At 74.2% G+C, this 12,347-nt stretch carries 14 protein-coding genes and 1 pseudogene; 7 read left to right on the top strand and 8 right to left on the bottom strand.

The features are described from left to right. Nucleotides 1-6: 6 nt before the first annotated feature. Both ACVMYR_RS31320 and ACVMYR_RS31315 read right to left on the bottom strand, forming a co-directional pair. Nucleotides 7-267 (bottom strand): hypothetical protein, encoded by a 261-nt coding sequence (locus tag ACVMYR_RS31320; protein ID WP_007076395.1) that lies wholly within the window; start codon nt 265-267, stop codon nt 7-9. A gap of 272 nt (nt 268-539) precedes the next feature. Further along, nucleotides 540-917, bottom strand: a complete 378-nt coding sequence (locus tag ACVMYR_RS31315; protein WP_043968756.1) for a PIN domain-containing protein — start codon at nt 915-917, stop codon at nt 540-542. Between the two features lie 231 nt (nt 918-1,148). On the opposite strand from ACVMYR_RS31315, the gene ACVMYR_RS31310 reads away from it, so the two are divergent. From ACVMYR_RS31310 to ACVMYR_RS31300, 3 genes are read left to right on the top strand one after another with little or no spacing between them, the layout of a single operon-like run. Next, entirely contained in the window at nt 1,149-3,704 is a 2,556-nt protein-coding gene (locus tag ACVMYR_RS31310; RefSeq protein ID WP_077939950.1) for an ATP-dependent Clp protease ATP-binding subunit, read from the top strand. 17 nt (nt 3,705-3,721) lie between these two features. Then, the gene (locus ACVMYR_RS31305; RefSeq protein ID WP_158229503.1) at nt 3,722-3,895 is read left to right on the top strand and encodes a hypothetical protein; all 174 of its coding nucleotides are present in this window, start codon (nt 3,722-3,724) and stop codon (nt 3,893-3,895) included. Next, nucleotides 3,895-4,245: a DUF3140 domain-containing protein gene (locus tag ACVMYR_RS31300; RefSeq protein WP_043968760.1), complete on the top strand. Its 351-nt coding sequence runs from the start codon at nt 3,895-3,897 to the stop codon at nt 4,243-4,245. The genes ACVMYR_RS31305 and ACVMYR_RS31300 overlap by 1 nt, the downstream gene beginning before the upstream one ends. Nucleotides 4,246-4,343: 98 nt before the next feature. On the opposite strand, the gene ACVMYR_RS31295 is transcribed toward ACVMYR_RS31300, so the two are convergent. The 3 genes from ACVMYR_RS31295 to ACVMYR_RS31285 form a co-directional block, all read right to left on the bottom strand. After that, nucleotides 4,344-4,580 (bottom strand): hypothetical protein, encoded by a 237-nt coding sequence (locus tag ACVMYR_RS31295; protein ID WP_077939951.1) that lies wholly within the window; start codon nt 4,578-4,580, stop codon nt 4,344-4,346. Nucleotides 4,581-4,599: 19 nt separating this feature from the next. After that, the gene (locus ACVMYR_RS31290) at nt 4,600-5,613 is read right to left on the bottom strand and encodes a LysR family transcriptional regulator (RefSeq protein ID WP_091284119.1); all 1,014 of its coding nucleotides are present in this window, start codon (nt 5,611-5,613) and stop codon (nt 4,600-4,602) included. A 123-nt stretch (nt 5,614-5,736) separates the two neighbouring features. After that, nucleotides 5,737-6,351, bottom strand: a complete 615-nt coding sequence (locus ACVMYR_RS31285; RefSeq protein WP_457123515.1) for a hemerythrin domain-containing protein — start codon at nt 6,349-6,351, stop codon at nt 5,737-5,739. Between the two features lie 195 nt (nt 6,352-6,546). Between ACVMYR_RS31285 and ACVMYR_RS31280 the strand changes: the two genes are divergently transcribed. Then, nucleotides 6,547-7,875, top strand: a complete 1,329-nt coding sequence (locus ACVMYR_RS31280; RefSeq protein WP_077939954.1) for a M20/M25/M40 family metallo-hydrolase — start codon at nt 6,547-6,549, stop codon at nt 7,873-7,875. A gap of 60 nt (nt 7,876-7,935) precedes the next feature. Further along, nucleotides 7,936-8,616 carry a hypothetical protein gene (locus ACVMYR_RS31275; protein WP_077939955.1) on the top strand — a complete coding sequence of 227 codons (681 nt, stop codon included), beginning with the start codon at nt 7,936-7,938 and terminating at the stop codon, nt 8,614-8,616. A 66-nt stretch (nt 8,617-8,682) separates the two neighbouring features. Here the strand turns inward: ACVMYR_RS31275 and ACVMYR_RS31270 are convergent, their stop codons facing one another. Continuing rightward, a complete protein-coding gene (locus ACVMYR_RS31270; protein ID WP_043969542.1) occupies nt 8,683-8,874 on the bottom strand; it encodes a DUF5703 family protein in 192 nt (63 codons plus the stop codon). A 91-nt stretch (nt 8,875-8,965) separates the two neighbouring features. Then, the gene (locus ACVMYR_RS31265; RefSeq protein ID WP_457123514.1) at nt 8,966-9,937 is read right to left on the bottom strand and encodes an aldo/keto reductase; all 972 of its coding nucleotides are present in this window, start codon (nt 9,935-9,937) and stop codon (nt 8,966-8,968) included. Nucleotides 9,938-10,120: 183 nt separating this feature from the next. Here ACVMYR_RS31265 and ACVMYR_RS31260 point away from each other — a divergent pair, with 183 nt between their 5' ends. Together ACVMYR_RS31260 and ACVMYR_RS31255 are read left to right on the top strand one after the other, a co-directional pair. Beyond that, entirely contained in the window at nt 10,121-11,173 is a 1,053-nt protein-coding gene (locus ACVMYR_RS31260; RefSeq protein WP_077939956.1) for an LLM class F420-dependent oxidoreductase, read from the top strand. Continuing rightward, a complete protein-coding gene (locus ACVMYR_RS31255) occupies nt 11,170-12,006 on the top strand; it encodes an undecaprenyl-diphosphate phosphatase (protein ID WP_077939957.1) in 837 nt (278 codons plus the stop codon). The genes ACVMYR_RS31260 and ACVMYR_RS31255 overlap by 4 nt, the downstream gene beginning before the upstream one ends. 139 nt (nt 12,007-12,145) lie before the next feature. Here ACVMYR_RS31255 and ACVMYR_RS31250 read toward each other — a convergent pair. Further along, a pseudogene (locus tag ACVMYR_RS31250) lies at nt 12,146-12,347 on the bottom strand (hypothetical protein); the annotation flags it as partial.

The following is a 12,347-nucleotide window of genomic DNA, read 5'->3' as shown; positions in this document are numbered from 1 at the left end:
CCGCCCCTACAGGGTCGAAACGTAGAGTTGCGCCTGCTCCACCGCGACGAGGGTCGCCGCGAGGCACTCCTCCAGCTCCTGACTGGCCTGGGTCAGTGACGCCTGCGCCGCCTCGACGGTCTCGTGCCCGCTGCCCTCCAGCGCCCCGGCCAGTGTCTGCTGCGCCTCGGCCAGCTTCTCGCCGGCGGCCTGCACCGCGGTCTGCCCGTCACCGATCTGTTGGAGGGCGACATCGATGGCTGCCTTCAGCTCGGCGACGCTCGCCACGGGGACCTCCTGGGGGCGGGGAGATCTCCATTACAACCCATCCCCCGTGGGCAGAGAACATCCGCCCTGTCGGTGTTGCTGCCCGGCTGTCCGATTACGTCACTGACGTGCGCAAACCGCGCCCGAATGTCTCGCCCGTGCGTCACCCGATCCCACCCACGGGACTCGCCCCCCTCGGCCGGGCGTCCGGTGATCAAGAGGTTTGCGTCATCGTCGAGATCAACCCTGACGCTTCTCTCTTGATCACCGACCGGGGTGGGGTTGGGGGTAGGTCAGGTGGGGAGCCAGCGGGGGCCCTGGACCTCGGCGCCCAGCGCGCCCACCCGGGAGCGCAGCTCACGGTCGGCGGTGACCACGAGGCGGCGGCGGCCCGGGGCGGCTCCGACGAGGCCGACGATGGTGTCGTCGCCCGAACCCGGGGCGGCGACCACCCGCACGCCCGGCACGGCCGGGACGCCCCGCGCGGCGCCCTCCACCACCAGCACCACCTCCGCCGGCCCGGGCAGGTGCGGCGGGACCCCGGACTCGGCCAGCGGGACGAGGGCGTCGCGCAGCCGGGCGGTGGCCCCGGCCCGGTCCCGCCACCACCCGTCGGGGCGTGAGCCCACCACGTTGGCGGCGTCCACGATCAGCAACGGCGTCGGCTCCATGCCCCCAGCCTGCCACCGCCGTGCGGTCGTCCCCGCCCGGCCCGCCGGGGCACCCGCCCGCGTCGCCGCCCCGGTGCTGGCCCACCGCCCGCGCTGCGCGCCTCCGCCCCGCTCCCACCCGGCCCGTCCCCGCCCCGGCCGCGTTTGTCGCGCCGACCGCCGGGTAGCCACCGCCGACCGTGCCGGCGGCGACCGCACCGGCGAGCGTGCCCGACCCGCGGGAGGACAACGATGATGGGACCCGGCGACCTCGGCTCCGACCCGTGGGACGAGTTCCTGGCCCGGTACTTCGGCCGGGGCGAGGGGGGACGCCGGCCGGCGCACCGGGTCGACATCACCCGGCTGATGACCGCCGACGCCCGGGAGATGCTCGCCGACGCGGCCCGCCGGGCTGCGCAGCGGCACAGCAACGACCTCGACACCGACCACCTGCTCTGGGCGGCGTTGCAGCGCGAGGCGCTGCGTGACCTGGTACGCCGGGCCGGCGCCGACCCGGACGCCCTGGTCAACGCCCTCGGCGGGCGCGGCGAGGGCAAGCCCGGGGGAGAGGTGCCGCCGAACCTGTCCCTGACCCCGGCCGCGAAGCGGGCGCTGCTCGACGCCCACCAACTGTCCCGCGCGATGGGCGCCAACTACATCGGCCCCGAGCACATCCTGATGGCGCTGCCGCTGAACCCGGAGTCGCCGGCGGGCCGGATGCTGGCCGCCGGCCGGATCCAGCCCGAGTCGTTGCAGGCGGCCAGCGCCGAGCGCGGCCCGATGTCCGGCCCGAAGCCCGACCACGGCACCCCGACCCTCGACCAGTACGGCCAGGACCTCACCGAGCTGGCGCGCAACGACCAGATCGACCCGGTGATCGGGCGGGCCGCCGAGATCGAGCAGGCCGTGGAGATCCTGTCCCGGCGGACGAAGAACAATCCGGTGCTCATCGGCGAGGCCGGCGTCGGCAAGACCGCGATCGTGGAGGGCCTGGCCGAGCGGATCTGCGACGGCGACGTGCCGCAGACGCTGATCGGCAAGCGGGTGGTGCAGCTCGACCTGGCCGGCCTGGTCGCCGGCACCCGCTACCGGGGCGACTTCGAGGAGCGGCTCAAGAAGGTCATCGAGGAGATCCGCGCCCACCGCGACGAGCTGATCATCTTCCTCGACGAGATCCACACCCTGGTCGGCGCGGGCGGGGCGGGCAGCGAGGGCGGCATGGACGCGTCCAACATGCTCAAGCCGGCGCTGGCCCGCGGTGAGCTGCGGGTGATCGGCGCGACCACCCTGGACGAGCACCGCCGCAGCATCGAGAAGGACGCCGCGCTCGCCCGCCGGTTCCAGCCGGTGCTGGTGCCCGAGCCCACCGTCGAGGACACCGTCGCCATCCTGCGCGGCCTGCGGGACCGCTACGAGGCCCATCACCAGGTCCGGTTCACCGACGAGGCGCTGGTCGCCGCCGCCGAGCTGTCCGACCGGTACGTCACCGACCGGTACCTGCCCGACAAGGCCATCGACCTGATCGACCAGGCCGGGGCCCGGGTGCGGCTGCGCACCCGCACTCCCGCCTCCGACGTGCGGGAGCTGGAGCAGCAGCTCGACGAGGTGCGCCGGGACAAGGAGCAGGCGGTCGCCGACGAGCAGTACGAGCGGGCGTCGGCCCTGCGCGACCGGCTCGCCGAGCTGGAGGCGCAGATCAGCCGGGCCAAGGGCGACGACGGCAGCGGCTCCCAGGTCCCGGCCGTCGGCCCGCAGGAGATCGCCGAGGTGGTGTCCCGGGCCACCGGCATCCCGGTCGCCCAGCTCACCGAGGAGGAACGCGACCGGCTGCTGCGCCTGGAGGGACACCTGCACCAGAAGGTCGTCGGCCAGGAAGACGCGGTCGGCGCGGTCGCCGAGGCGGTGCGCCGCTCCCGCACCGGGCTGGCCGACCCGAACCGGCCGATGGGCAGCTTCCTCTTCCTCGGCCCCACGGGCGTGGGCAAGACCGAGCTGGGCCGGGCCCTGGCGGAGGCGCTGTTCGGCGAGGCCGACCGGATGATCCGGCTGGACATGAGCGAGTTCCAGGAGCGGCACACCGTCGCCCGGCTCGTCGGTGCGCCCCCCGGCTACGTCGGCTACGAGGAGGCCGGCCAGCTCACCGAGGCGGTGCGCCGCCGCCCGTACGCGGTGGTGCTGCTCGACGAGATCGAGAAGGCCCACCCCGACGTGTTCAACATCCTGCTCCAGGTGCTCGACGACGGCCGGCTCACCGACAGCCAGGGCCGGACGGTGAACTTCAAGAACACCGTACTGATCATGACGAGCAACCTCGGTTCGGAGCTGATCACCGGCACCCAGCGCGCCGTGGGCTTCGGCGCGGGCGAGCCCGGCTCCGAACGGGAGAGCGACGAGCTGCGCGAGCGGCTGATGCGTCGGCTCCAGGAGAACTTCCGCCCGGAGTTCCTCAACCGCATCGACGAGGTGATCATCTTCCGGCGGCTGGAGCAGCAGCAGCTGCGCCAGATCACCGAGCTGCTGCTGGAGGAGACCCGCCGCCGCCTGCACGCCCAGGACATCGACGTCGCGTTCACCGTCGCCGGGATCGACTGGCTCGCCGAGCACGGCTACCAGCCGGAGTTCGGGGCCCGCCCGCTGCGTCGGGTGATCCAGCGCGAGGTGGACAACCGGCTGTCCCGGATGCTGCTGGAGAGTGCCGTCTCGCCCGGGCAGCGGGTCACCGTGGACGCCCGCGACGGCGCGCTGGCCTTCGAGGTGGGCGCCGGCGACCGGGGCTACACCGCCGCCGCGACGTCCCACCCCCGGTGAAGGGGCGGAGGCCGCAGATGACCGAGCCTGAGGAGGCCGCCGAGGAGGCCGGGACCGACCCGGACCGCAGCGAGCCGATCGAGGCACCGCCGACGGCCAACCCCGCGCGGGTGCGGGTGCCGCCGGAGGGCCTGGGTTCCCACACCGGCGATCCGGAGCCGTCCGGGCCGCCGCCCGGAGAGGAGGCGTGATGGTACGCGAGGCGCGACTCGATCCCGAGGTCGAGGTGCTCTGGGAGGACTTCCACGCCGAGGTGAACGTGACCTCCGAGCAGCTGCGCAGCTGGCTGCTGACCCGCGGCTCCGGCACGGAGTCGTTCGGGGCGGGGCCCGACCTCGACCTGCCCGAGCCGGGCCGGCAGATCCTGGCCGTGCTGCGCAAGCGCAAGGTCGACCTGACCCGCGAGGACATCGAGGTGATGCGGGAGGCGGTCGACCGGATCCGGTCCCTGACCGCCGCCCGCCCGGCCGACGGCGTCGCCGACGACGAGTGGCGGCGTGCCCTGCTCGACCTGGGCCACGACGCCCTCGTGGAACGCTGACCTCCCGTCCGTCGGCCCGCCGGGCCCGCGTGCGACGGGCCCGACCGGCGAAGGCCCCGCTGCCCGGTGACGGCGGCGGGGCCTCGGCCGGGCCGGGCTCACTCCGGTTCCAGGCTGCCGATCTGCAGGCCGAAGGCGTCGGCGGCGGCCTGGCGTTCCCCGCGCGCCCGCTCCTCGCGGCTGAGCAGGGTGGCGTACTCGGTCACGTCGGCGGGGCCGGGGACCTCGGGCAGGCGGCGCAGGAACGCCTCCACGTCCCGGGCGGCGGCGCTGTGCGCGGCGGCCGCCACGCGCAGGGTCTCCCGGTCGTCGGCGGTCGGCTGGGCATCGGTCATGGGCCCGTGATACCCACCGTCAGGCGATTCGCACCCCGGAACCGGCGCCCCCGGCGAGCGGCCCGGCCGGGGCCGACCGGCGTACCCCGAAGTCGGGGTGCCGCAGCAGCCAGGCCAGGTAGTCGGGGTGCGTGGCGAGCGAGTCGTCGTACACGGCCACCGCCGCCTCCAGCACCTCCTCGGCGAAGCTCGCGCCGGCCGAGTCGGGGTGCCAGCCCAGCAGCAGCCGCCAGCGCAGCGGCGCCCCGGCCAGCCGGCGGGTGACCAGGCCGGGCACCGGGCGGAAGGTGGCCTGGCACAGGGCCACCGCCGCGCCGGCCTCCACCAGGTCGATGCAGCCGCGCACGTCGGCCTCGTACACCTTGCGGGGGGTGAAGCCGGCGCGGGCGCAGGCGGCGGCGAAGCAGTCGCCGAAGCAGCCGTCGCCCGGTGCGGCGACCCACTGCTCGGCGCGCAGGTCCACCAGCCGCACCTCGTCGTGGTCGGACATCGGGTGCTGCTCGGGCAGCAGCACCTGCACCGGCTCCAACGCCACCTCCCGCCAGGCCAGCCCGTATCCGGCCGGCGGAACGGCGTCGCCGCAGACCCCGACCAGCGCGTAGTCCAGCCGGCCGCCGCCGACGAGCTGGGCCAGCTCGTCGGCGGACCAGGAGGCGTACGTGGTGATCTGGGCCTGTGGGTGCGCGGCGGCGAGCCGGTGCACCAGGCGGCCGAGGATGGGGCTGTTCACCCCGCCGAAGCGGTACCGGGCGGGGGTCGGGCCCGCGCCGGCCAGCCGGGCCGCCTCGTCCTGGAGGCCCTGCATGGCCGGCAGCAGCACCCGGGCCCGGGCCAGCACCAGCTCGCCGAGCGCGGTGGGCCGGGCGCCCCGGCGGTCCCGTTCGAACAGCGGCCCGCCCAGCGCCCGCTCGATGCGTTGGAGCTGGGCGGTCAGCGCCGGCTGGGCCAGGCCGAGCGTGGACGCCGCCTTCGTCACGCTCCCTGTCTCCGCGATGGCGCAGACCACCCGCAGGTGTCTCAGCTCCAGATTCATACGGTGACGGTATGACCACGGAAGGATCGATGGAAGGGCTCTGGCGGATAGGAGTTGGCCAATGTCTATTGGTGACCGCCCGGTATCCGGTCGGTGACCCCGTCGTAACCGTCCGGTATCCGGTCAGTCGCCGGGTGGAAGCAGGTCCGACGCGTACGTGGGCCGACCCGTCACGGCGTCGCGGACCTTGTCCACCACCCCCACCGCCGGCTCGACGATCCGGTTCCACGGCGGGCTCGCCGGCGTCCCCGGGTGCGGCCGGGTCGGCGCGGCCTCCTCGGCGATCTCCCACCGGTTGCCCAGCCGGATCAGCTCGGCGGCGGTGGCCACCTCGCGCAGCGACGCCAGCAGCGCCGCCGTCCCGGCGACGTGCCGGCGCACCCTGTCGGCCACGTCGGTCAACGCCGGATCCGCCGGCCCGGCCAGCGCCTTCAGGGCGGCCAGCAGCTCGGCCGCCGCCCCGACCTCCCGGTCGACCGCCGCGGCCGCCCCGGGCACCGCCGCCCGGACGGCGGGGAACAGGTACTGCTCCTCCGCCGACAGGTGCCGCGACACCACGGCGGTCAGCACCTCGACGACCTCGGCGAGCCGCTGCGGCACGGCGTCCGGGCCGGTGACCCGGTCGACCAGGCCGAGCAACTGCCGGTGCTCGCGCTCGACGAGGTCGACCACGCTCGGGCCGCCGGGTCGGTAACCCTCCTCGGGTACGGGCGGCAGCGGCGGCAGGGGAACGGTCATGATGCCCTCCTCGGCGGGCGGGCGCGCGCTGCGAGGAGGAGGCGGCCCGGTGAGCGGTGCGGGACGGCAGCGGCGGTACCCAGACCGCGTACCGCCGAAACGGCGGGCCCGCGCGACCAGGCCGCCCGGGGAGCCGGCGGCGGTGTCGGGCGGCCGGGGGAGCTGCCCGACCGACGCGGCTGGTATGAAGAACCGATGACGAGCGACGCCGCCTCCGCCCCGCCCGACCCCACCGCCGAGGTCGTCGACCTCTGCCGCGACCTGCTGCGCATCGACACCACCAACACCGGGGACAACGCCACCAGCGCGGGCGAGCGCGTCGCCGCCGAGTACGTCGCCGAGAAACTCGCCGAGGTGGGCGTCGAGTCCCGCATCCACGAGTCCGCCCCCGGCCGGGCCAACCTCGTCGCCCGCATCCCCGGCGCCGACCCCGGCCGGGACGCCCTGCTCGTCCACGGCCACCTCGACGTCGTCCCCGCCGACGCCGACGAGTGGTCGGTGCACCCGTTCTCCGGCGAGCTGCGCGACGGCTACCTGTGGGGCCGGGGCGCGATCGACATGAAGGACTTCGACGCCATGGTGCTGGCCGTGGTGCGGAACTGGCAACGCACCGGCGTCCGGCCCGCCCGCGACATCGTGCTGGCGTTCACCGCCGACGAGGAGGCCGGCAGCGACTACGGGGCGCACTACCTCGTCCAGCACCACCGCGACGCCTTCGACGGCTGCACCGAGGCCATCGGCGAGGTCGGCGGCTTCTCCTACACCGTCGACGACTCCCAGCGGCTCTACCTCATCGAGACCGCCGAGAAGGGCATCGACTGGCTGCGGCTGCACGCCAAGGGCCGCCCCGGCCACGGCTCGATGGTGCACGACGACAACGCCGTCACCGCGCTCGCCGAGGCCGTCGCCCGCATCGGCCGGCACCGCTTCCCCGTGGTCGTCACCGACACCGTGCGGGCCTTCCTGGAGGAGGTCTCCGACCTGCTCGGCGTCGAACTCGACCCCGAGGACCCGGAGACGGCCATCGCCAAGCTCGGCCCCATCGCCAACATCATCGGCGCGACCATCCGCAACACCGCCAACCCGACCCGGCTCGCCGCCGGCTACAAGGACAACGTCATCCCCGGCCGGGCCACCGCCACCATCGACTGCCGCAGCCTGCCCGGCCAGTCCGAGCTCCTCGAACAGCAGCTGCGCGAGCTGGTCGGCCCCGACATCGCCATCGAGTACGTCCACCGCCAGCCCGCCCTGGAGACCACCTTCGACGGCGACCTCGTCGAGGCCATGTCGGCGGCGCTGCGGGCGGAGGACCCGGGCGCCCGGCCCGTGCCCTACATGCTCTCCGGCGGCACCGACGCCAAGGCGTTCTCGCAGCTCGGCATCCGCTGTTTCGGCTTCGCCCCGCTGCGGCTGCCGCCCGACCTCAACTTCTCCGGCCTGTTCCACGGCATCGACGAGCGGGTGCCGGTGGACGGACTACAGTTCGGCGTGCGGGTTCTCGACCGCTTCCTCCGGAATTGCTGACCGTGTCCGCCGCCCCATCCCGCCCGGCACGGATCGTCCCCCATCGCGAAGGGAACGCACATGACCGACCAGCACGGTGAGCTGGACGCCGCCCTGGAGCGGGTGATCGACGCCGCCCGCCACCACCTGGCCGCCGTCCGCGCCGCACAGGGCCGCATCGACGACGACGACGTCTGGCAGGCGTACGTCGCCCTGAACAACGCCTCGTTCGCCTACGACGAGCAGTTGCTCGACGCGTTCGGCGAGGTCACACCCTGGGACGTCGAGTCCATCGACCCCGACGAGGCCGACGAGCGCTTCGGCGCGGCCGACGGCGTCGAGGCGACCGACCCGCACCCCCGGGTCATCTCGGTGCGCCAGCGCCGCGACTACCGGGTGCCCAGCGTCGCCGCGCTGATCCGGGCCGCCGAGGCCGCCCGCCGCGAGGGCACCCCCGAGGAGGACGAGGCCGCACCCGTCGAGGGCGTCGGCGAGGCGGTGCTGGAGCTGCTGCAGAGCGGCGACGGCTCGCTGTCCGCGCTGGACGTGCCGGAGCTGGAGCCGCTCGACGGGGTCGTGATGGTCAGCGAGGTCGGCACCCCCGTCGACCTGGAGTCCTTCGACGACGACGATCCGGTGGGCCCGTTCCAGCCGGCCGCCGACGACCGCCTCGTGGGCCGCCTCGACGAGCACCCGTTCCTCGACCTGACCGACGAGGAGCACGACCACGCGGGCCACGACCACGCGGGGCACCACCACTAGGCCGGGCTCGTCCCGGGGCCCGGCCAGCCGGCCGGGCCCCGGGACGCCGGGCTCGTGCCGCCCGGGTCAGTACGACAGGCCGGGCTGCGGCTGGTTCACCACGCGGCGCCGCAGCACCACCTGCCGCGTGCCGTCCCGGTACAACCGCACCCGGGCCAGCTCCCACCCGGAGAACTCCGCCTGGATCGCCAACTGCGCCGCGGCGGTCAGCCGGTCGACGTTCGAGGGCAGCCGCAGCGGCGCGTATTCGTAGTCCATGCGTTCCATGCTGCCCAGCCCGGCGGCCGTCCGCCACCCTCCGCGCCCCGCCCGGCCCAGCCCGGCAGCGCGGGGGCCTGGCCGGATCCGCTCAGCCGTCCCGCTCGGGATAGCCCACCGGCACCGCCGACACGTCGTCGAGCGCGACGATGATCTCCGCCGGCAGCGTCATCCGCTCCACCTGGAGCGCGCCGAGCAACTGCCCGACCGTCCGCGCGCCGAGGATCGGCGCCGTCACGCCCGGCCGGTCCCGGATCCACGCGAGCGCCACCTCCAGCGGCGACACGCCCAACCCCCCGGCCGCCGTGGCCACCGCCTCCACGATGCTGGAGCAGCGCGGCTCCAGGTACGTCGCCACGAACGGCTCGAAGTGCGGCGACGCCGCCCGCGAGTCCGCCGGCCGGCCGTGCCGGTACTTGCCGGTGAGCACCCCCCGCCCCAACGGCGACCAGGGCAGCACCCCCAGCCCCAGCGCCGAGCACGCCGGCAGCACCTCCCGCTCGACGCCCCGCTCCAGCAGCGAATACTCCACCTGGGCGGCCACCACCGGCGCCCGCCCCGGCCAGGCCGCCTGCCAGGCCGCCGCGCGGGCCGTCTGCCAGCCCGAGAAGTTCGACACCCCGACGTAGCGGACCCGGCCGCTGGCCACCGCGTGGTCCAGCGCCGCGAGGGTCTCCTCCAGGGGCGTGTCCGGGTCGTACCCGTGCACCTGCCACAGGTCGACGTGGTCCGTGCCGAGCCGGCGCAGCGAGGCGTCCAGGGTGCGCAGCAGGTGACCCCGGGAGCCGTCCCGGCGCCGGCCGCTGCCCGGCCGCAGCCCCGCCTTCGTCGCGATCAGCAGCTCGTCGCGGGGAACCAGGCTGCCCAGCAGCGACCCGATGACCGACTCCGCGTCCCCGTCGCCGTACACGTCGGCGGTGTCCACCAGGTTGCCGCCCGCGTCGAGAAAGCTCTTGAGCTGGGCGGCCGCGTCGTCGGCGTCGGTGTCCCGGCCCCAGGTCATGGTGCCGAGCGCGAGCCGGGAAACCGCCAGCCCGCTTCGGCCGAGCGGTCGCTGTTGCATGGGTGAACCTTATTTCGAACCCGCCGCCACGGATATCCTCGCTCCCGTCAAGTTCCTGCTCGCCCTCCGGGCGACACCCTGCACCCGGCCGGGCGGCGGGTTCGGGGGTGAGCCGGTGATCGGCCGGGCCGCCCGCATTGCGTAACCTGATGCGACCTGTGGTGCGCCGATGGGGGAGGACCAGTGCGACTCGGGCTCAGTCTCGGATACCAGACGGCGTGGAGCACACCCGCCGACCATGTGGCGCTCGCCCAGGAGGCCGACCGGCTCGGCTATTCGGTGGTGTGGGCGGCGGAGGCGTACGGCTCCGACTCGCCGAGCATGCTGGCCTGGATCGCCGGCCAGACCGAACGGATCGACGTCGGCAGCGCGGTGATGCAGATCCCCGCCCGGACCCCCGCCATGACCGCCATGACGGCGGCGACCATCGACGCGCTCTCCGGCGGCCGGTTCCGGCTCGGCCTGGGCGTCTCCGGCCCCCAGGTCTCCGAGGGCTGGCACGGGGTGCGCTTCGCCAAGCCCCTCGCCCGCACCCGCGAGTACGTCGACATCGTCAAGCTCGCCATCGCCCGCAAGGAGGTCGCGTACGACGGCGAGTTCTACACCCTGCCGCTGCCCGACGGCCCCGGCAAGGCGCTGCGACTGGGCTTCCACCCGCCGCGCGAGCAGGTCCCGATCTACCTCGCCGCCGTCGGCCCGAAGAACCTTGAGCTGGCCGGCGAGATCGCCGACGGCTGGCTGGCCGTCTTCTACGCCCCGGAGTTCGCCGACGAGCAGCTCGCCGCCGTGGCCGCCGGCCGGGCGAAGGCCGGCAAGGAGCTGGCCGGCTTCGACGTCGTGCCGTCGGTGCCGGTGGTCGTCGGCGACGACGTCGCGACCTGTGCCGAGCTGGTCCGCTGGTACGCCGCCCTCTACGTCGGCGGCATGGGCAGCCGGCAGCAGAACTTCTACAACCAGCTCGCCACCCGGATGGGCTACGGCGACGCCGCCCGCGAGGTGCAGGACCTCTACCTGGCCAAGCGGCAGCGCGACGCGGCCGCCGCCGTGCCGATGGAGTTCATCGACCGCACCTCGCTGCTCGGGCCCAAGGAGCGCATCGCCGAGCGCCTGCGCGAGTACGCCGCGGCCGGCGTCACCACCCTGTCGGTGACCCTCTTCGTCGCCGACCGCGACAGCGGCGTGCAGACGCTGCGCACCGTCGCCGAGGCCCTCGAGATGTCCGGGGTCGGCGAGTGACCTGGATCGAGGCCATCGTCCTGGGCGTCGTCCAGGGGCTCACGGAGTTCCTCCCGGTCAGCTCGTCGGGGCACCTGCGGATCACCTCGGCGATCTTCTTCGGCCGGGACGCCGGCGCGTCGTTCACCGCCGTCACCCAGCTCGGCACCGAGGCGGCGGTGCTCATCTACTTCGCCAAGGACATCTGGAGGATCACCCGAACCTGGATCGTCGGGCTCTGGGACCGCTCGGTGCGTGCCAGCCTCGACTACCGGATGGGCTGGTACGTCATCGTCGGCTCGATCCCGATCGGGCTGTTCGGCTTCCTGTTCAAGGACCAGATCCGCACCGCCGGGCGCAACCTGTGGGTGGTCGCCACCACGCTGATCGTCTTCGCGTTCGTGCTGGCCTTCGCCGAGTACTGGGGGCGGCAGAGCCGCACCCTGGAGAACTTCCGGATGCGCGACGGCATCGTCATGGGCTTCGCCCAGGCGATGGCGCTGATCCCCGGCGTGTCCCGCTCCGGCGGAACGCTCACCGCCGGACTGCTGCTCAACCTCACCCGGGAGGCGGCGGCCCGGTACTCGTTCCTGCTCGCCATCCCGGCGGTCGTGATGTCCGGCATCTTCAGCGTCGGGGACGTCTTCGAGCCGTCCGCGCCGGGGACGTCCGCGCCGAGCGGGGCGCAGATGGTGGTGGCCACGCTCATCGCCTTCGTCATCGGCTACGCGGCCATCGCCTGGCTGCTGCGCTACGTCGCCCACCACACCCTCTACGTCTTCGTGCTGTACCGGGTGGCCCTGGGCACCCTCGTGCTCGCCCTCCTGATGACGGGCACCATCGCCGCCACCTAGGAGCGCATGCAAGGAAGGGCCCCTTGTTAACGCTTTCTGTATAGGAGGGGCCCCTTCCTAACGCTCGGTTGCCCGGGGACGCAGACGCCGCCGGCCGGGCCCCTGTTGTCGGGGCCCGGCCGGCAGCGTGTGTGGTGTGTCAGCTGTTGTTCCAGTGCTGCGCGACGAGGTCGGCGGCCTGCTGTTCCCACTGGGCGTAGGCGTCGGGGTAGGCGGAGACCTGCACGGTCTGGGCGGCGTCGGTCAGGGGCATGTTCTGCCAGCCGTCGACCTGTCGGAGGCCCTTGAGGAACGCGGTGGTCGCGTACTGCGGGTCGGTGATCTGCTCCGGGGTGCCCCAG

This window comes from Micromonospora sp. PTRAS2 (genome assembly GCF_054052245.1).
The sequence above is the reverse complement of the archived record's forward strand: the minus strand, read 5'-3'. Positions and strand labels throughout refer to the sequence as shown.